This is a genomic window from Mycoplasma sp. 773, from assembly GCF_053851515.1.
The window spans coordinates 24,668-45,494 of the sequence record NZ_JBSQAV010000007.1 but is presented as its reverse complement, the minus strand read 5'-3'; the positions used below and the strand labels follow the sequence as shown (position 1 = coordinate 45,494).

General features: G+C 26.4%; 19 protein-coding genes, 1 pseudogene and 1 CRISPR repeat array. Of the genes and pseudogenes, 14 read left to right on the top strand and 6 right to left on the bottom strand.

From position 1 onward, the window contains the following. The 6 genes from ACWXVJ_RS02275 to ACWXVJ_RS02250 all read left to right on the top strand — a co-directional run. A partial coding sequence (locus ACWXVJ_RS02275; RefSeq protein WP_455966415.1) for a hypothetical protein occupies positions 1-374 on the top strand: 374 nt, incomplete at its 5' end. Positions 375-805: 431 nt separating this feature from the next. Next, entirely contained in the window at positions 806-1,702 is an 897-nt protein-coding gene (gene cas1, locus ACWXVJ_RS02270) for a type II CRISPR-associated endonuclease Cas1 (protein ID WP_455966414.1), read from the top strand. Between the two features lie 4 nt (positions 1,703-1,706). Beyond that, entirely contained in the window at positions 1,707-2,012 is a 306-nt protein-coding gene (gene cas2, locus ACWXVJ_RS02265) for a CRISPR-associated endonuclease Cas2 (RefSeq protein WP_438340428.1), read from the top strand. Between the two features lie 3 nt (positions 2,013-2,015). Further along, the gene (locus tag ACWXVJ_RS02260) at positions 2,016-2,762 is read left to right on the top strand and encodes a hypothetical protein (RefSeq protein WP_455966413.1); all 747 of its coding nucleotides are present in this window, start codon (positions 2,016-2,018) and stop codon (positions 2,760-2,762) included. A 100-nt stretch (positions 2,763-2,862) separates the two neighbouring features. Next, a complete protein-coding gene (locus ACWXVJ_RS02255; RefSeq protein WP_455966412.1) occupies positions 2,863-3,048 on the top strand; it encodes a hypothetical protein in 186 nt (61 codons plus the stop codon). A gap of 292 nt (positions 3,049-3,340) precedes the next feature. Then, positions 3,341-3,550 carry a hypothetical protein gene (locus ACWXVJ_RS02250; protein ID WP_455966411.1) on the top strand — a complete coding sequence of 70 codons (210 nt, stop codon included), beginning with the start codon at positions 3,341-3,343 and terminating at the stop codon, positions 3,548-3,550. Next, a CRISPR array of direct repeats spans positions 3,551-4,444; the repeat unit is 36 nt; unit sequence GTCTAACCTTGCTTAAAAATAGTATAGTACTAAAAT. 112 nt (positions 4,445-4,556) lie between these two features. Here ACWXVJ_RS02250 and ACWXVJ_RS02245 read toward each other — a convergent pair. After that, a complete protein-coding gene (locus ACWXVJ_RS02245) occupies positions 4,557-4,706 on the bottom strand; it encodes a hypothetical protein (protein WP_455966410.1) in 150 nt (49 codons plus the stop codon). A 40-nt stretch (positions 4,707-4,746) separates the two neighbouring features. Continuing rightward, positions 4,747-5,106, bottom strand: coding sequence for a hypothetical protein (locus ACWXVJ_RS02240; RefSeq protein ID WP_455966409.1), 360 nt, complete (start codon positions 5,104-5,106; stop codon positions 4,747-4,749). 104 nt (positions 5,107-5,210) lie between these two features. Between ACWXVJ_RS02240 and ACWXVJ_RS02235 the strand changes: the two genes are divergently transcribed. Together ACWXVJ_RS02235 and ACWXVJ_RS02230 are read left to right on the top strand one after the other, a co-directional pair. Then, complete coding sequence (locus ACWXVJ_RS02235; RefSeq protein WP_455966408.1) at positions 5,211-5,762, top strand: hypothetical protein; 552 nt, start codon at positions 5,211-5,213, stop codon at positions 5,760-5,762. Next, a complete protein-coding gene (locus ACWXVJ_RS02230; protein WP_455966407.1) occupies positions 5,738-6,097 on the top strand; it encodes a UPF0236 family transposase-like protein in 360 nt (119 codons plus the stop codon). Before ACWXVJ_RS02235 ends, ACWXVJ_RS02230 begins: the two co-directional genes overlap by 25 nt. 335 nt (positions 6,098-6,432) lie before the next feature. Here the strand turns inward: ACWXVJ_RS02230 and ACWXVJ_RS02225 are convergent, their stop codons facing one another. Then, positions 6,433-6,903, bottom strand: coding sequence for a hypothetical protein (locus tag ACWXVJ_RS02225; protein WP_455966406.1), 471 nt, complete (start codon positions 6,901-6,903; stop codon positions 6,433-6,435). Further along, positions 6,884-9,936 (bottom strand): annotated as a pseudogene (gene cas9, locus ACWXVJ_RS02220) (type II CRISPR RNA-guided endonuclease Cas9). Before cas9 ends, ACWXVJ_RS02225 begins: the two are co-directional and overlap by 20 nt. Before the next feature lie 417 nt (positions 9,937-10,353). Between cas9 and ACWXVJ_RS02215 the strand changes: the two are divergent. From ACWXVJ_RS02215 to pip, 5 genes are all read left to right on the top strand, one after another. Beyond that, positions 10,354-11,646: a hypothetical protein gene (locus tag ACWXVJ_RS02215; protein ID WP_444704854.1), complete on the top strand. Its 1,293-nt coding sequence runs from the start codon at positions 10,354-10,356 to the stop codon at positions 11,644-11,646. Between the two features lie 32 nt (positions 11,647-11,678). Further along, complete coding sequence (gene phnC / locus ACWXVJ_RS02210; RefSeq protein WP_438340433.1) at positions 11,679-12,575, top strand: phosphonate ABC transporter ATP-binding protein; 897 nt, start codon at positions 11,679-11,681, stop codon at positions 12,573-12,575. A 2-nt stretch (positions 12,576-12,577) separates the two neighbouring features. Continuing rightward, positions 12,578-14,773 carry a PhnE/PtxC family ABC transporter permease gene (locus ACWXVJ_RS02205; RefSeq protein ID WP_455966405.1) on the top strand — a complete coding sequence of 732 codons (2,196 nt, stop codon included), beginning with the start codon at positions 12,578-12,580 and terminating at the stop codon, positions 14,771-14,773. Positions 14,774-14,776: 3 nt separating this feature from the next. Then, the gene (locus ACWXVJ_RS02200) at positions 14,777-15,706 is read left to right on the top strand and encodes a DHH family phosphoesterase (RefSeq protein ID WP_455966404.1); all 930 of its coding nucleotides are present in this window, start codon (positions 14,777-14,779) and stop codon (positions 15,704-15,706) included. A 93-nt stretch (positions 15,707-15,799) separates the two neighbouring features. Further along, positions 15,800-16,735, top strand: coding sequence for a prolyl aminopeptidase (gene pip, locus ACWXVJ_RS02195; RefSeq protein WP_455966403.1), 936 nt, complete (start codon positions 15,800-15,802; stop codon positions 16,733-16,735). 416 nt (positions 16,736-17,151) lie between these two features. Here pip and ACWXVJ_RS02190 read toward each other — a convergent pair whose 3' ends face one another. Beyond that, entirely contained in the window at positions 17,152-17,325 is a 174-nt protein-coding gene (locus tag ACWXVJ_RS02190; RefSeq protein ID WP_455966401.1) for a hypothetical protein, read from the bottom strand. A gap of 237 nt (positions 17,326-17,562) precedes the next feature. Then, positions 17,563-18,468 (bottom strand): nucleotidyltransferase, encoded by a 906-nt coding sequence (locus ACWXVJ_RS02185; RefSeq protein WP_455966399.1) that lies wholly within the window; start codon positions 18,466-18,468, stop codon positions 17,563-17,565. A gap of 139 nt (positions 18,469-18,607) precedes the next feature. Between ACWXVJ_RS02185 and ACWXVJ_RS02180 the strand changes: the two genes are divergently transcribed. Next, positions 18,608-20,767: a helix-hairpin-helix domain-containing protein gene (locus ACWXVJ_RS02180; RefSeq protein ID WP_455966397.1), complete on the top strand. Its 2,160-nt coding sequence runs from the start codon at positions 18,608-18,610 to the stop codon at positions 20,765-20,767. The last annotated feature ends 60 nt before the right edge of the window (positions 20,768-20,827 follow it).

Genomic DNA, 20,827 nt, shown 5'->3' with positions numbered 1-20,827 from the left:
GCAATAGAGTTAATTTTTCAAAGAAAATAAAAGTTTTATTTTGTATGAACTCAAGTGGTGAATATTGTTTTAAAACTCCAGAAAATCGTTACAAAGCAAGTAGTGATTTATCTAACTTTAACTCACAAGAAATTTTTTTAATAGACAAAAATCTTGACATTTGAGACGATTTGGCTTATAAATTGAGTTTGATAGTCGTAACGCATAAGTCAGTAGTTTCGACATTTATGGACAAGTTTAATTACTTGATTAGAAATTTAGAAAAATTTAGATTAAATACATCGGATTTAAAACAAGAAATGAGTCACTTAAAAACAATGTTTAAAAACCCAATTAAACAAGTGGGGAATGACTTATATGAAAACTTTAAGTAGATTTTTAATTTTATTTTAATGTCCGCAAAGTAGGTTTGAAAAAATTAGTTTGCCAACCAATCCAAATATAAATAAAGCTTAAAAAAATAGATTCTAATTTTTAAAATAAGATCCGTAAGGTTAATTTAAAAATATATTACTATTTAATTTTTACTTTCGAAATATATAGATTTACAAAAAAATAATAGCAAAGTATGACACTTTGTTAATTTTCCTGATTCCTGTTTTAAATTTTTTAGGTCTTAAAAAACATATTTGATATCTTAAGTTTAAGAAACATTTTTAAACTATAAAAATGTTGCAATTTGATTAAGAATTAACAAGCTAAATAGTTATATTAATTATTAGAAGTCCAATTTAATGAATTTTTTAAATAATATTTAAAATTGCAATGTAATTTTTTTGCTTAGTATATAAGCAGAAAGAAGAATATGAAGAAAATAATCGATGTTACGGAAAGTGAATATTTGTCACTTTTTTTAGGAAATTTAATTATTAAAAAAGAACAAGGTAAAATCACAATACCAACTAATGATATTGATAGTATTATTTTCGAAAATAATAAAACAACAATATCAATACCACTAATTAATAAATTTATAAAAGAAAAAGTTAACATAATTATATGCAACGAAAAACATCTGCCTCAGGCGCAAATTATTCCGTTTGATAATTATTATAATAACAAAGTATTTTTATCTCAATTAACTTGAGATGAGAATTACAAAGCCATAACCTGAAAAAATATTATTAAATTAAAGATTTCTAATCAACTTAATTTGTTAGTAAATTTTAATTTAGTTAATGATGAAGATTATCAAAAATTTAAAAATTATATTTTAGATGTCAAAATTGGTGATTTATCTAACCGCGAGGCTCATGCAGCTAAACTTTATTATAAAAATATTTTTGGAGCTGATTTTAAAAGAGAAAGAAATAACTTTGATGATGATATTAATGCGATGCTAAATTATGGGTATACGATTTTACTATCATTTTATAGTCGGTCAATTAATGGGCGTGGCTTTGATAATCGCATTGGCGTTTTTCATAAAAGCTTTAATAACCCTTATAGTTTAGCATGCGATCTAATGGAAATAGCTAGAGTGTTTATTGACTATGTTGTATATCAGTATTTAATCAAGAAAGCTAATTATCAAGAAGTGAATTGAAAAATTTTTAAGCAAATGCTATATGAATTTTTTGATGAGCACATTAATGTCAATAATAAGCATATAAGAATTCGCGATTATATTGATTATTCAGTTAAAAAAATATTAGAAAATTGTTCATTAGAAGAGTTAATCATTGATTGAAATTCAAAGTAGATTTATGCGAATAATTGTTATGTATGATATTTCGATGGACGATGATAATATCGCTTATTATAATAAATTTAGAAATGAACTAATTAAATTAGGTTATAGCATGATTCAATATTCAATCTATGTTAAATGTATATCAGCTCACACTCAATATCCTTATGAAAAGGATAAACTAATAAAAATCGTTCCAAAAAAATCAAATGTGAGAATTTTATTAGTAACAGAAAGTCAATATCAAAATATTGAAATCATTAATGGCGAAAAATCACTAAATGAATATTACTTGGATAAAAAAATATATTTAGAGGTATAAATTATGTTAGAAATAGTAAAATTTAGTCATCTTTTAGATTATGACTATCAAGGAATTAGAGTTATTGAAAGCAGTAACTCTTTAGCTTTTTTAGCTATGTTAATTAATCATGAAAATCAAAATAATCAACCAAGTCTTTTAATTAATAATAAAGGCTATTTTGTTAATGAAAGTATTATTATTAATCCATTATCAAAAGTTATTGATATCCTTAATTTTAGCAGCAAAAATAGTTTATATAAAATGTTTATAAAAGACAGTAGAATTGATCAAGAAAATTTAATCAAAAATGATTTATTATCTGAAGTATTAAATTTTTATACAAATCTAATTGGCGAAGATTTTATTTATCTTAATTTAGATAAATCAAAGTTAGTTAAATTTTTATTCCAACTAAATGATCAGAAATTGATTAATAAAGATATTTTATTTAGGTTTTTTGATTTAACAAATCAATTAGATAAGCAACTTGTAATTATCACTAATTTTGATAATATCAATATTAGTGAGTTGGTTACTTTTACTAATAAATTTAACTTTATTATATTAACTAACAATATTTGAGATATTTGTAATAGCTTTGAAGAGTTGGAAGTTTGTTCAATTTTTGATAATAAAACATTTATCAATATTGATAATGTATCTTTAATTAAAGAAATACTTATGCAAAAGTTCAATGTTGATGACATTGAAAAAATCAAAGAAAGTAAAACATTGCAAAATGCAATAAAATCAATCATTTTAGATTAATTTTTAATCGAATTTGAACGTTTTTATACAAGAGTTCATTAAATTGTAACAAGAATGAGCCACCTAACATATATAGTAAAATGTTATAGGTGGTTTTATTATGTGCGAAATAGAATTAAACTATTTTCAATTAAATAGAAAACAAAAATTATTAGATGTTATAACTACATATTCTGATTTAACAAATAAGCAATTATCCTTAAGGGCAAAATGTTCAATGTCAACCATAAAAAGATTAAAACAAGAATTAAGAAATGCCAAATTATGCAAAAAGAGGTTAACTTAGCACATGGCAATCAATGAGGCGATAGAAAAAAGATTTACAGTAATGATTTAATTATCAATTATGAAAAAAATATGAAAGCAAAAAATTAATTGCTGGAACAAAAAAATAGTTCTTGTAATTCATATTTGTCTTAGCGTTTATTTTATGAAAGAATAGCTAATGTAAAAATATCATATAGTCAATTAACAAGAAGACTTACGCAAAGCGGATTTCTAAGTGCTTTTGCTCATAAAAATACAATAAAAAAACAAAAAACTTTTGTAAAAAATATATACCTTATAAGCCAAATATTTTGCCTAAAGAGGAGATTGCAAAACCAACCGTAATCTCAAAAAGAAAATTAGTAAATATGGGCGAATGTGTTGAACTTGATGGAACTATTCATTTTTATGTTGATCAAACCTTATGAACAATTGTTGCATGTATCGATGTTTCAACTTCAAAAGTTTTATCACTTTATTTTGATAAAAAAAGCGTAAATCAGCAAAGATTGATTAGTTAAGTCTCACCTTGCTTAAAAATAGTATAGTACTAAAATAAAAATGAATTAAGTTATAAAGAATGATTTGTCTAACCTTGCTTAAAAATAGTATAGTACTAAAATGTGTAGTTAACAATAATTCTCTTTTTAATAGTCTAACCTTGCTTAAAAATAGTATAGTACTAAAATAAATACAATTTTCAAAAACTTGCATAGTTAGTCTAACCTTGCTTAAAAATAGTATAGTACTAAAATCAATTGCTCTAAATTTATTTTTATTTGTAGGTCTAACCTTGCTTAAAAATAGTATAGTACTAAAATAAATAATCTTTCAGGGCTTATGAATTGTCGGTCTAACCTTGCTTAAAAATAGTATAGTACTAAAATAAATTATCTTTTGTATTATAAGTAAATTTAGTCTAACCTTGCTTAAAAATAGTATAGTACTAAAATTGTTGTTTTATTCAAATTTGTTTTTGAAATGTCTAACCTTGCTTAAAAATAGTATAGTACTAAAATCCCCTTGCATTAATAGATATATTAATGCACGTCTAACCTTGCTTAAAAATAGTATAGTACTAAAATACATTCATAAAAAATGATGGTATAATTTTAGTCTAACCTTGCTTAAAAATAGTATAGTACTAAAATTTTCTTCTAATCTTTTTAAAAAAGAATTAAGTCTAACCTTGCTTAAAAATAGTATAGTACTAAAATTAAACGAGCTAAAACTTTTAAAAGATAGCTGTCTAACCTTGCTTAAAAATAGTATAGTACTAAAATTCATTTTGTATAAAAGTTGGGTAATCTACTGTCTAACCTTGCTTAAAAATAGTATAGTACTAAAATCTCTAATTACATCTGGTTTTGAAGCATTTAGTCTAACCTTGCTTAAAAATAGTATAGTACTAAAATGTCATTTTTGTATAAAAACGTTTAAATTCACATTAATTAGCATGAAAAATGAGCCACCAATATTTTGAACTTGTTTAAGTATACATTTTGCATAATTTCTAATAAAAAAACTCTACCATGAATAGAATAATTTATAAAAATTTATGACTCTTCTTATTTTTTCTAAATCTTCATTAATTGATCACATTAAATCTATTTCTCTTTGCGAAATAAGGCCAGTTTTAACAAAAGATTCTAAAATTTCTGTTTTTTTAGATAGCATCTGATTGCGCAATATCTAGCTTTTTGGTGTTTTACATTTTTTAAGCCGCCGATATTTCAAGAGGAAGCTTTTTACTATATGTTATATTCTCATACATTTGAATGTCATTTTCATTTAATTCAAAAGCTTTATATGTTTTATTGTCTATATAAAAATAGTATTGTCGATCTGCACCAATCAAAAAAGTTGCATCATTTTTTGGTGTAACTTTTTTGATTTTTTCATTTTTGTTGCGATTTAACATATCTCTTATTTTTCAAATCGTTCCTTTATATATACTCATACAGTTCCAAATTATATATAAAAAACTAGCTGTTGCTAGTTTTTGCGCACTTTTTCTTTTTCCTTCGTTTTGCCAGCCGACCGCGGGAGTTGCGCCTCTCTGCTCACAATATATCAATATTATATATCTTTTTTATGCATATATTAAAAATTTTTAGCGAATTGTTTTTAATTTATGAGAATTTTATATATTTTTTGCCTCATTTAAAACATTATTATTTTATGAATAACTATATATTAGAAATACTAAAAGAAAAAATAGAAAAAGAAGACGAAGCGTTTAGAAATTCTGATGAACGTAAGCAAAAAGGGGTATTAATACATTCATATATAACTAGAAAAATTAAACTAGAATTCGGGATTTTATGCATAAAAATTACCAAATATAAATACTATGATGATAATAAAGTTTTATTACATACTTATATATTTAATAAGAACGTATTTTTGAATGATAATTTCAAAAGAAGAGTTGATATTTCTTTATTGGAAAAAGGCAAAAAATGGTATTTAGATGGAGCGAATTTACGTGTTATTTCTATGAGATACAATATCTCAAAACCTTGATTTGTCGTTATGTGAAGGCAGCAATTTAATATTAGTAAAAGAATTGAACAAAATAGATTAATTAAGAGTTTGGATAATTCTTCTAATAATACAATCTATATTAGTGTAGATGATACATATTTTAATACTAAACAAAATAAAAATAAAGTAAGTAAATTTAGAACAAGAATCATATTTTTTTTATGCTTGATAAAAACAAAAATATAATAAATAAGAATCATTTTTTTATCTTTTCAACAACCAAAAAACAGATAAGTTTTGCATATTTAATCGAGCAAATAAATATAGTTATTAAAAAATATTATGATAAAAATTGCAAGCTAATTGTGCTTGGTGATGGAGCAAAATGAATTTCAAATTTAGCAAAGAAAATAAAGGCTAAATACATATTATGTAGATTTCATCTATTTCAAAAAATTAATACAATTTTTAATAATTCTGCTGAATTAAAGTATGGTTTAGAACAATTAAAGTCTAAAGAAAATCTAGATTTAAAACTTATTTTTAATAATTTTATGCACAATAAAAGCATGATGAACTAATTAATTTTATTTATAGCAATAAGAAGATAATCAAAAAATATTTAGGTTTAAATCATTCCAACTTGTTATTTTCTTTGTGCAAATATATAAATAATAATTTTTATGAGCTAATAGAAATTAATGATAAAAATATTGACTTTATTAATAACAACGCAGAAGCTTTCATATCGCATTTAATAAAAAAGCCAATTAACCAATTAAAAATGTATGAACAATATATAGTTTTGACGTGTGTTTATTAAAAATTTTGAATAATTTAAATAACTTTAAAATTGGTTGGTTATGGCAGTGTAGTAAATTTTGTGTAAATTTATCTGCAGTACCTTTAAAATATTTTAAATTATTCTATTTTTTGTTTTTATTGATTTCGAGCAAAAAGAAGAAATTGTAGTTATTAGCCTTTTTTCTCCTAATTTTTCTCCATTTTTTATTACATTTCTTTTTGAAATGTATTTAACCTCAATAGTTTGAGAACTATAAACTGCGCCGCATAAATAATAGACTTGATTATCGATTGCGTTCTTAAACAACGTATTTTTATATCAGACATCAATTATTTTATTTTCCTCTGGAATGTCTAATGTTTTTTTAATTCTATTTAATTCTTTTTGATTGTAAATTTCTTCTAAAGAAAAATCAGATTTTTTATTGTTATCAAATGTGTAGATTTTTGCATTTACCGGGATATAAGCATATTTATCTTTTCTTGTTTTATAAATCAATAGCGCAACCCAATTAAATGATTCTTTAAATGACTTGCTATCATTTTTATTTAAAGCTACATTGTTAATATCTTTTTTTATCACTAACTATTTTTAATTTTTTAACCATTTTGACTTTATTATTTTCAACAAGTAATAAAATTTGGTTATTTTTACAGAAATCTTTATACTCTTCTGAAATTAATTCACTATATGTTTTTTGTAAATCATTCATATAGACTTCAAAAGGACTTTTTTCACCTTTATATTCTAGATAAATATTTTTAAGTTTATTAAACTCTTGAGGGTGACTTCTGAACATTAATACATTATCGTGTTTATCTTCTTTTTCGAAGTAATCTTTCATATCATAGACACTTTTACGTTCAACTTTATAAATTATATTTTCATCATCTGGATCTTTGATAGAAGAGTATAAAGTTGCATTAAATAGTTCGATATTATGATCTTTCGTTAATTTTCTTGTAAATCTTACTTTAGATTTAATTTCTTGTTGTCTATTTTCACCTATCGATTTTTTTACTTTATCTGTTATATCCTCGGTATTGACAGTTAAATCAGAACGCTTACAAATAAATTCACCAGTTTCTTTATCAATAATGTTGTTGTCTTTGTCAATGTAGTAGTTTTCCAAAATTGCTCATTTATTATGGTTCATTTTCATATTGTTTGCTGCAATTGCCAATATTGAAGCATCGATAGCATGGTGATCAAATTCATCACGGTTCTTTTTATCCAACTTCGCTAATTTTCTAATTATGCTTGTAAATTTACCTCTAATAGGTTTTATTGTGAATTGATTGTCATGATTTTTAGCATAGTTTGCTAAAATACTTAAAAATTCTTTACATGCATAACGCGTGTCGTTTAAATTTCTAGAAGCAAATTCTATTTCATCGCTTTGAGAAAGTGTGTCATGCAATAAATTGTTGCACTTTGCAATTAATTCATCGTATGTTTTAAATCAAGGTAAATCTTTGATTTTATCTTTTTTAGAAGTATATTTATCGGCTTTTGATCTTCAATGTACATATAACCATTTTTTTAGCTCTTCAAATTTTTCGGTTGATAAAAAGTCTTTTGGAACCTTATTTTCCTTTTGCTCATTTGACTCTTTTAGTACCAAAACCTTGTTTCTGATTGAATCGTCAAAACTTTTGCTTTGAGGAAGAATATGATCAATATGTGTATATCCTGGATTTTTATAAACTTTTCTTAAATCAATATCTTGAAGAGAATATAAATCAATTCCGTCCTGTTGTAATCATAGCAATAACTTTAATTTTGTATGATCTGAGCAATTTGAAATACTGAATGAATTATCCATAGTTCTTTCTTTTACTGCCACTTCAATTAGATCATTAACTTTTTTATTGTGTTTATTTTGAGCACTGATTTTTTTAGCTTCTTCTTCACCGTTTTTATCCCTTGGCATTTCTAGGCCAACTTTTGTGATTAAATATTTTTTTCCAAATTCTTTGATAATTTGGTTAAATACCTTAACGCTTTCTCTAATTGAACTTTTAACTGCTGGAGAAACAATTAAATCGTCTAAAAAATTGGCTTGTAAATATTTGCCAGTTTGTTCTTTTGAAATTAGTTTAATTTCATTTTCTTTATTATATTCACTAACTGCTTTATATAAATCACTTTCTTTATTTCATTTTAATGACTCTAGATTGGTAATTTCATCAAACAATGCCTGCAACGTATGTTCAAAAACACGGTATGAAAGTGAATGTGTTTTATTTCCTTTTAATTTAGAACTTTGAGCAATATCTTTTATCGTGTTCTGAATATCACTTTCATTTAATAAATATTTATTGAATACTTTAATACATTCTTTATCGTTTAGCTTGTTGATACGGTCATCAATACTTCTATTATAAAATATTGGTTGATATAGCTTATCTAAGTCTCTTATTACATTGAATAAATTTTCGCTGTTAAACATTGAAGCAATACAATTATTTTTTACAAAGATATTTAAAATTTCATTTGTTATATTTAGATTTTTATAATAATCGATATCTTCATTGCTAAAACTATTTGTAGTTAAATCATTATTAATTTTTTTCATTTCTTTAATAATTGATTTTTTATCTATGTTTTTAACTTTTTTATCGTTTTTAAATGAATTAAATCAATTTAAAATTAGATCTTTTTTAACTTGATTGTCTAGATTTATTTTATTTTGTGAATTTTCGTCAATATAGAAAGTTGTATTGTTTAAATTGTGTAATAAATTAAACATTTCTGCACTTGGTGTATTAATAGGCGCTCTATTGTCTTTTTTAAACACGCTACATTTTCCAGTGGTTTTTTCTCATATTACAGTATATTTTTGAATAACTTCACCATTTTCATCTCTTTGAAAAATTCCGTATTCACTCGGACTTTTTATATTGCCAGGCCCTTGTTCAAATGAACGTATATATTTAAATAAATTTAGATAATTATCACTAAATTCTTTAAATAATTTTTGATCATATTTTTTAGACTGAACTTCGAAAAGTTTTTCAAGTTCGGCAACTCATCTTTTATTAGTAAATAAATTACCTGTATTTGCTTCAATGTTTTTGACAAATCCGAATCTATCAAAGTATTTTTTTCAATTTCGCTTGGATATTTTGAATCGTCTTTAAATTCGGCAAATGAACTGTTATTCTTATCGCCGCCTTTATTATCTTTGGTTTCTTCTTCTATTTCATAAAATACACCACGATTTTTTAAATAATCGTGTAGTATTCAGATTAATTCTTCTGATAAAATTTCTTTTGATAATGCTTTGTATTTTAAATCTATAATATGTGGGTGTTTTTGTGAAGATTTTAAATAAATATTTAAAACATCTTCGACAGATTTTAAATCTAAATTAAACATTTTGCTATATTTAATAACTAATTTTGCATAAGCATTTTTCTTTAAAGCTTTTCTTCTTATGCTTCTTCTAAGAGACCTGTGTGCTCTTCTATCTTCAGCTAAATTAGGTTCATCAAACAATCTAGAACCTAGCGCAATAACTTCGTTAGTTTCATTATTAACAAGCGACCAGCCTACGGAACCAATCCCTAAATCTAGGCCTAATGAAACCTCAATTTTTTTATTATCTTGCATGAATTCTCCATTCTAAAAAACATATTTATTATAAATTACAAATATAAATATTTATTTTTATCATTAAAATTTAGCGAAAATTTGAAGATTTTATTATTGCTAATATTGCAATTTTAATACACTAAACTTTTATCTTAAATTTTCGAACTAAATGGGATTACACAAAATTTATAAAATAACTTTTTTTAACATTTACGTTAAATTGCAGCAAAATGAAAAAATTGTAATTTCATAAAAAAACTAATTTTATAATATAATTTTTCACCACAAAAAATTTATTTTTTTTCATACTTGTTAATTTTTTTAAAAAAACTCTTCTAATAAGTGTTTTTTTATTGCTCCTTGAGTTTTTAATATAATTTCGTTTGTAAATTTAAATACTTTATATTAAGAAAATCCACACAAAAAGGAAAACAAATGAAAAAATCAATCAGAAAGTTCTTACTACCTTCAGTTATAACTAGTGCTTCTATACTTCCGATGGCTATAGGTCTAATTTCTTCGCAATGCACAACAGATTCCAATGTCGAAGCAATAAAAACCCAGGGCTATGCTGATGCTATGCAAAAACTAGCTAACAAATCAATCACTGTTGCTGGGGCATGATCAGACGCTCGTTTTTATGCTAAAGACCATGCTAATGATCTAGCAGTTATTGGAGCTACATCGCACATTTCAAATGATGGTGTTCAGGCGAGATCTGACTTAAAGCTTGGCGATATTAAGGCTCTTCAACAACTTTTAATTGCTGCAATAAAAGAATCAAACAAACAAGTAAAAGATAATAAAGATTCTAACAAAGAAAGCAATCTAACTTACTTAGATAAAAATAACAAGATCCAAAGTATATTCAAAATATACAACCATGATGGCTATGCTCCAGTTGGATTTGATGCAAATATCGTTTACAACATAAATGGAGATTCAAAAAAAGCCTATGAAGTTATTCCTAAGGGCGATAGTGAATATATTTCCTTTGATGAAAAAACAAATAAATTCACAACTGTTGATGAAAAGAAAAACCTTAAAATTCAATTCATTCCTTCTTCTGATGCCGCATTAGTACAAAAAGCAACAGAGAAACTACAATTATGAATAAAGGAAAAGGGAATCAAAAATATTGAAATTAGTGTTTCAAGTGATTACAATAGTGCTGCAACAGCTTTGAAAGCTAAATCGATCGATGTCGCCTTTCTACCTGTCGATACATGAGCTAAGTTATCCGGAGATTCTAGCTTTATTATTCAAGCTGGTAGAAATGTCCAAATTATTGACCCATATATAAGCAAGCAGAATCCATCAACACCTAAATTTAATGATGAAAAACTACTAGTTGAAGCATTTAATAACTACAAAATATTCAATAAAAATAATCTTTATATCAACAAGGAACCATCTAAAAATCCAAATTCAACTACAAACGGATATAACGATGAATTAAAAACACATATTGATTCGTTGGCAACAGGAGAAGAACTTCCAACCGTTGGCTTCTATCGTTCATATATTTATGTTCGCAAAGATTCTGAAATTTACAAAATTGTTATTAAAGCCCTAAAAGAACAAGGTTCTAATTGAAAACTAAAATGATCGGAAGTAAGGGATTATGTAATTTATGGTTATACTTCAACAACATCAGCCGCCTCATATATATACCCTGAACAATGATTTAAAAAACATTTTGAAGGCTTTAAATCTTTCTTAGAATAATACAAAAACTTAATTTAATATAAAACTTAATTATGAATAAAAATCTAAAAATAAAAAGTATTAGCAACATACAACAAAATACTAATAATAATTGAAATATCAACTGAGATAACGTATCAAAAACATATCCTAATGGAACTAAGGGCTTAATTGATGTAAATCTTTCAATTAATCAAGGCGAGTTTGTCGCAATTATTGGTCTATCGGGAGCCGGAAAAACCACACTAATTAAAACAGTAAACAAAATAAATACCATTACCTCAGGAAAATTAACGGTTGGACCTTACAATGTTAATGAATTAAAAGGAAAAAAATTAAGACAATTTAGAACAAAAATTGGAATTATCTTTCAAAATTATAATCTAGTTGAAAACATCACTGTACTACAAAATGTTCTCTCGGCAAGATTACCACAAATGAATTTATTTAGAGCGTTTTTTGGAATTTATAGTAAAAGCGATATTGAACTAGCATATCAATGTTTAGCAAAAGTTAATATTCTAGAAAATGCTTATGATTTAGCAAAAGATTTATCAGGCGGTCAGATGCAGCGTGTGGCCTTAGCACGTACTCTAGCCCAAAAACCAAAAATTATTCTTGCAGATGAACCTGTAGGGGCACTTGATCCGATTATGGCTAAAAGTGTTATGGATGGTTTTTTAATAGCTAACAAATCTGAAAAAATTACCATAATTGCAAATCTCCATCATGTTGATCTAGCCCTACAATATGCAGATCGAATAATAGGGGTAAAAAAAGGCAAAATTATTTTTAATGATAGTTGAGATAAAGTTAATTTAGAACAATTAAAAGAAATATATGGAAAAAAATTGGAACAATTTGATGAAGAACAATTCAATGAAAACCGTAGAAAAAGACTAATTATTCAAAATGAAATTAAAGAAAAAATTAAAAAATTGGAAATCTAGAAATGGATAAACAGCAAAGCAAATCTAGCGGTCCTATTGAATATAAAAGCAAACTAAAATTATTTAGTGAATCAGTAACAAATTACTTTAATCCTAAATTCGTTGACATCAATGGCCAAAAGGTAACTAAAAAGTTCCCTTGGTTCAAAATCTTGGGTGGTGCATTAATCTTTATTTTGGTTGTAATAATAATCGCTGCTATTAAACCTGATTTTCAAAACTGAAAAGCTTTTTGAAACCATATTTCGCACTTTTTTGAGACTAATAAAAAAGCGCAAATCGGAGCTGCAGAGTTCACGCCTTATGCAACCTTCTTGCGCAGCTTATCCTATTTATGAACCACTATTTCATACTCAATGTTAGGCACTATACTTGGTATTTTTATATCAGTACCGCTAGCATTATTAAGCTCTAAAAATATTATTAAAGATAAATTAATTTATCTTCCCTTTAGAATAATAATGTCGATAATTAGAGCAGTCCCCCCAGTTGTATTCGCATTTATCTTTTTCTTCTTATTTTCAAAATCATTAGCGGCAATGTTTTCAATTGCTATATTTGTTAGCTCATTAATGACAAAATGATTATATGAAGACTTAGACACCTATGATACAAGCGCATTTCAGGGAGCGCAAGCAATTGGTAATAATAAAACTCTTGCCTTTAAAAGCGCAATTTTACCTTATTTAATAAAGAGAATTGTATCATATGGATTCTACTCATTCGAAATGGTTGTTAGATTTGCAGCTATTTTATCAATTGTTGGAATATCAACAATTGGGCAACTTCTTTCTGATCAATACGCCATAACAGATAACCTATCGCATATGTCAATTGTTTTATGAGTGTTAATTGCCTTGATGATAGTAATCGAAGCATTAAACTATATGATTAAAAAATTCATTTTAGAATATTCTCAAAAGCACCCTCAAATTGATGAAAAACTTCCATTTGCAAAACAATTAGAACAGCTTAAAAAGCAAAAGTCAAAAATATATATATTCAAGATTTTTGTCATTATTCTTGTGTTTGCGCTTATCCTTGCTTCGCTAACACAAATTGAATGAAAAATTGGAAATAGTATAAAAATTAGCCAATTCAAAGATGGAATTAATAAGCTTTTCAATCCGGATTGATCATTGTTTGGTGGCAATTGAAAAACATCAAAAACAAGTGTTATACCATTAGGGGCTTCGGCTCTACTAGTGGCAATAGCTTCCTCAGTCATTGGTTTGTTTTTTGCACTAATATTAGGAATTCTTGCCGCAAAAAATATTAATAAGTATTTTTCTTACCCATTTAAATTGATTATTATTGTTATTCGTGCTATACCAGCGTTCACTTTTGCCATTCTTTTTATAATCTTGTCAAAAGACTCAAAACTATTCGCCGGGGTCTTGGCACTGGGGATACATTCAATTGGTATGCTTGGAAAACTAATTATGGAGTCAGTTGAAAAAATTCCACACAAGGTGTTTCAATCCTTAGACTCACTAGGCGCAACATGATTTCAAAAAGTCAAATTTATTGTTATTAAATCAATATTACCACAATCTCTGTCTAACTTCTTATATAGAGTTGAAATTAACTTCAAAAGTACAGTAGTAATTGGCGCCGTAGGAGCTAGTGATTTTGGTTTCCAAATCAGTACATACTCATCCAAAACTGAAGACTGAGACAAGCTTTCATCATACCTAATTTTTACCATTATTGTATTATTGGCAATTGAACAAATTTCAAATATCATTCGCTCAAAACTAACAACTGGATACTTCTTTGGCCAAGATGTTTGGTTTAAAAAACTGATTAAGCAAAATATGATTATTAAGTCGCTTGCCATTGCTCTTGTGAACAATGAGGAATTCAAAAATGAAACAAGATATGCAAAATATATGATTGCAAAACACAAGAAGGATCAATTATTTATATACAATTATTGATTAAAAAATGATTTAATTCCAGATGAAAAAAATTATAAAAGGCTAATGACAAATAAAATAGACTATTTAAATCAATATAAAAAAATATTAGTTAAAATTAAAAATGATGTTAAAAATGTTTATAAAACAACATATATGCGAACAATTCAAAATCTAGCAAATATGAAAAACTGATTCAAGAAATCTAAAATAGCCAAAAAATCCGCCAAAATTGCGGTTGATCATTATTTTGACAATTATTCATTAACGGTGGCCTAAATTATGGAAAATATGAAACAAAAATTTATTAAATTTTGAGAATATCTAGAAAACGCAAATAATATAACATTATGTACTCATGTTGAACCAGATGGTGATACCCTAGGATCTGCAGTCGCTCTCAAGCATCTTATAAAAATAAACCTAAAAAATAAGAATGTAAGAATTTCTGGCGGCGATTATCCAAGAAACCTATTATTCTTGGAAGATGAAAAAATTTCATTAGTTGATAATGGCTTTTTTAATAACTCACTAAAGGTGGTTGTTGATACATCTACAAAGAATAGAATCTTTGATCAAAGAGTCAAAACCGAAGAATCAATTAAAATTGACCACCATCCTTTGGAAGGCAAATGATTATTTGAAATTGGGGGTGATTTTTGACCTGCAACCGGACAAGTAATGACTAAACTTGTTATGGAACTAAATTTAAAAACAGACAAAAAAGTTCTCGAAGGCCTTGCTGTGGCAATCATTACTGATACTGAATTTTTCAAAGAGAGAAATGTTACCCAAGAAACCTTTAAATGTATGGAATTTTTATTAAAGGAAGGTCTAGATTATAATCTTTTACTTAAAAAAATGCAACTTAATGCGGAAGAAAACAGATTCATTTTTAATGCAATAAACAATTCCCAAAAAGAAGGAATAGTTACATATATGATTGTTGATCAAATTGTTTCAAATGATATCGCAAGACCTCTTGTTGCTAAATTTGTAGAAGTATCTAACACCGAAGTTTCACTAGCATTATTAAAACGAAAACAGGGTGATTATCGCTGTGAAATTAGATCAAAAACTACTTATGATGTATCAAAAGTTGCAAACTATTTTCAAGGCGGTGGGCACTTAAACTCATCTGGATTTATTCAACAGGATTTAAATAAATTGCAAGAAATAATTAACTTTATAAACAAACATTATTTAATATAAAAAATAAGAGTTAGGGGTGCATTAAACCTCTAACTTTTTAAAATATTAAAATATAATTTTAAGTACTAATATTTTATCTAAAAGGAAATTGTTATGTTTGAACCAATTGAACCATATAAAACTGGTTTTTTAAAAGTAAGCGATATTCACTCTATATATTATGAAGAAGTAGGTAACCCAAATGGTCAACCAATTTTATTTATACATGGTGGTCCAGGAGGGGGAATTTCTGAATCGAATCGCCAATATTTTGACCCAAATCATTACCGAATTATTTTATTCGATCAAAGAGGTTGCGGCAAATCTATGCCATCTGCTGAAATAAAAGAAAATACTACACTAAACTTAATTAGCGATATTGAAGAGTTGCGCAAAAACTTAAATATTGATAAATGGATACTTTTTGGTGGTTCATGAGGATCCTGTTTGTCACTTATTTATGCCATTAATTACCCTCAAAATGTATTGGGTATGATTTTGCGAGGTGTATTCTTAGGGCGCCAAGAAGACGATTATTACCTTTATCAACAGGGTGCTTCTTTCTATTTTCCTGAAGCATATGAAGAATTTTCCAACTTTATTCCAATTGAAGAAAGACATAATTTAATCAAGGCATACCACAAGTATCTAAATAGTCCAAATATTGAATTAGCATACAATGCAGCATACCATTGAGCTAAATGAGAACTCGGGCTTATAACGATGAATCCACTAACAGAAATAGAAGAAATTTTATCTAATCAGAAAAGCAATTTAGAATTAGCTAGACTTGAAAATCATTATTTTATTAATCATATTTTTTTAGAAGATAACTATATATTAAAAAATATTGACAAAATCCGAAATATTCCAACAATAATTATTCACGGTAGATTTGATATGGATTGCAGACCAGAAGGCGCTTACCTTTTACATAAAAATCTAAACAAATCAAAGTTAAATTTTGTTATTGCAGGTCATTCCTCAAAAGAAGAAAAGATTGCCGAAGCACTAGTTAATGCTACAGAAGAATTTAAAAATTTGCAATAAATAATTCATAGACTTTGAAGGCAAAAAACATTCAGAAAATACGCCTGAATGTTTTTTTTACAAAATCTCATTTAAGTTTTTCATCTAGATTAGATTCAAAAAAATATTTTAAATAAATTGAGTCAAATTTTTTTAAGCTTTTGAAGCTAAAATAAAAAAAGATAATAAAACCTACAAGTATTAATATTAGCAAGATCAAGTCAACAATTATTAACAAAAATAAAGTGTTTATATTCAAACATAAACAATAATACTTTGCTTCAATGTCTATATTATTGAAATTCAGAAATAGTGACGATTTCATTGTTAATTTCACTAAGAGCATTATCATAAAATATTAATAATATGGTAATTGTAGGTCTATAGATACTAGATTATAATTAAAATAATTAACGCAAAACCTGGACCAACATTAGCTATATTGCTACAAATGTATATATTGACATTACAACAACAATAAAAGTAAACACAAACAATGCCAGTGCTAGATCAAATGAAACAAAATGACCTTGTTTAGACTTTTTTGTTTCGCACAAATGTTGCTTCATCAAAATAGCCAGTCACTCATAAATAAATCCTTTAAATTTCAAATCTATAACCTATTATATTTTTTGAATATTTAGCTTAATAAACTAAATTATGATTTATAAAAAATGTGATCTTTATTTCAGTATTTTCTTACCTTCTAAGCGGCTGAAGTGCCTATGATTACCCTGATAAACAATAATAATGAAAAAATAATACCTAGAGGTATTAATAACTTGCTGCATCCAATTTAGAATTAACTTTTTTCCTCAATTGCGCTTTAATTTAAAATTAAAAATATACTAGTTTTTTTTAGCAAATCACTTCTTTAAGACATACAAATAAGTTCGCTTAATACGTGATTTTGTATATCTTTTTGATGTACAAGAATCAATAAATTCATCGTAGGATAAAGCATCAATGTTTTTCTTAAATAAATTTTCCATCCCTTCACTAACAAGTTTAATTTTGGCGATTCTTTGTGGTGACCAATGTCTTATTATTCTTTGGAATTTCTTATATGTATCTTCAATCCTCTTAACTCTTTTAATTTTTAGTGGAGAAAAATTTGAAATATCCTCATTATTTTTTATCATTTCTCTTAATTTTGTTCCTGATGCATAAATTGAACTTGTTTCCCCGGAATGATGTGAAATTGACCTTTTAATACAATCAAGTTTAATATGAGGTTTATTTTTTAATACGTATTTAGTGTATTCAAAGCCCAAAATATCTTGCGGAATTTCTTCTTCTTTTAAGAATAGTTTTAACGATTCATAACAGGATAAAATAAAGGATTTTCCTTGTTTTAAAAGCAACTTAACATTTTTGTTATATAAATCCACATTTTCATCCAATAACTTTGCAGCACTTATATATTTTTTTATTTCATCGCTATCGGATGTTCCAAAAAAAAGAATATCAATTTTTTGTTTATCTAACATATCAATTGAGCCTTTTGCAAAAAAGTGTGCTGCCTGTGTTGAGGTTTCAAAATCTAGCTTAACAACCTTATCAACACCATATTTCATACATATTTTTTTTCTTTTTGCAAAAGGAGCGCAAGCAATCTCACCACGTTGGGTAAAATTAGAGGACAAGGCAACAATAATTTTCGAATTTGGATATCTTTCTTTAATTTTATTAATTAAGTATATATGACCATTATGAAATGGATTATATTCTGCAATAATGCCAATTTTTAACATAAATTTATTCTTCCTACAATTCAATAATTCTTAAAAATTATAAATTAATTTGCTTTAAAAAAAATCTAAAAAGACCTATTAAAAAATAATTTCTTTATAATTAATGTACTAAAGATAATAAATAAAAATTGGAGAAATTATGATTGATTTATCAATAAAAAATGTTGCAAAAAGATTGAATATACGTAATGAGCAGGTTAGTGAAACCCTTAAATTATTAAAAGAAGGCGCTACAATTCCCTTTATTTCACGTTATAGAAAAGATGTGACCGGTGGTCTTGATGAAGAACAAGTTGCAAATATTAGCGAATTTTATGAGTATGATGTAGAACTTCAAAAAAGGAAAGAATATGTTAAAAAAATTCTTGAAGAAAAAAAGCTACTTGATGTTGAAATATCGAAAAAAATTGATGATGCAATAACTAAGCAGGAAGTTGAAAATATATATGAACCTTTTAAGGTAGGCAAAAAAACAAAAGCCACCGAAGCTCTTGCATTAGGATTAGGGCCACTTGCTGAGCTTATTATGACAAATAAGGATGAAAAATTTAATGTTTTTAAAGAAGCTTCGAAATATATTAATGGAGATACATTAAAAGATGTTGAACAAGTTTTAGAACAAGCTAAATATATAATTGCTCAAAATATTTCACAAGATATTTCAGTTCGCGAATATGTTAAAAATCAACTTATAAACTACGGTGTTATCATAACAAAAAAGAAAAGTGTGGATGACGAAAAAGAAACATTCAAACAATATTATGACTATAGTGAGAAGGTTAAAAATATCCCTAACCATCGTGTATTAGCTATTACTCGTGGCGAAGACAAAAAAATCATTTCATATACAATTGAATTCAATGAAAAAGTTATCATTTATTATCTAAACAACAAATTTTTCATCAACAAAAGAACAGCTAAGATTGTTAATGAAGCAATAAAGGATTCACTAGATCGTTTAATATTTCCATCGATAATAAGAGAAATAAAGACAGATTTATTTGAGCGTGCCGAAAAAGAAGCTATTGAAATTTTTGCTCAAAACCTTGAAGATTTATTACTTTCTCCAGCCACAAAAAATAAAAATATTTTATCTATCGATCCTGGATATACTAACGGCTGCAAATGTGCGATGCTAGACGGTAATGGAAAATATTTAGAAGGTTTTGTTATCCATCCACACACTAACTCAAAAGAAGAATTTCTAAATGCAGTCAAAAAGATGCATGAAATACTTAACAAATATGAGATTGATCTAATTGTTATTGGAAATGGAACCGCTAGCCGCGAAACAGAAGAATTTATTGATAAATTATTAAAAATAAGAAGAGAAAAAGAATTAAACAAAAACACTAAATTTGCCATTGTTAGCGAAGTAGGTGCTTCTGTATACTCGGCTTCAAAAATTGCGCAAGAGGAATTCCCTGATTTAGAACTAGAATTTAGATCAGCAATTAATATAGGCAGAAAATTTCAAGATCCTTTGAATGAGCTAATTAAAATTGAACCAAAATCTCTTGGGGTAGGTCAGTATCAACATGATGTTAATCAAAAAGAATTATCTTTAAAATTAGCATTCAAGGTCGGAAAGGCAGTCAATATGGTTGGAATTGATTTAAACACCGCAACCAAATATATATTAGAGTATGTTTCTGGCCTTTCGAAATCATTAGCACAAAATATTGTTGATTATCGTAATGAGAACGGCTTATTTAAATCAAGAACTGATCTTAAAAAAGTTAAAGGTTTAGGCCCTAAAGCTTATGAACAATCAGTTGGTTTTCTACGAATTTATGATTCTAATGTATTTTATGATAAGACAAATATACACCCTGACTTATATGAACTTGCCGATAGAATAATAAAAGAATTAGCTATTGATTTAAAAAATATCGATAAGGAAATATTGCTTTCAACTAATAAGGATGAATTAGCTAAAAACCTAGGCGCAAATCAATATGACATTGACCTAATTATTGATTCTTTATTAGCACCTGGAAAGGATATAAGGGATGATAAACCAGGATATATTGTTAATGACAAAATTTTAAAATTTAGCGATATCCAACTGGGTCAAGAAATTATTGGCCAGGTTCAAAATATTACCAACTTCGGTGTATTTGCCTATATTGGCCTAAAGGAAAATGTTTTGATTCATATTCGCAATATGAAGAAGGAAAATTCCCAATATATCAACCATCCTAATGAACTAGTTTCAATTGGCGATAACATAAATATAAAAATTATTGATATTGATAAAGTAAACTCAAAAATTCAAGGAAAAATTATTTGAAAATAAATTAATGTATTAAAATTTTATTATACTGTTTTTAATTAAGATTAAAAAGGGTTGGCCATA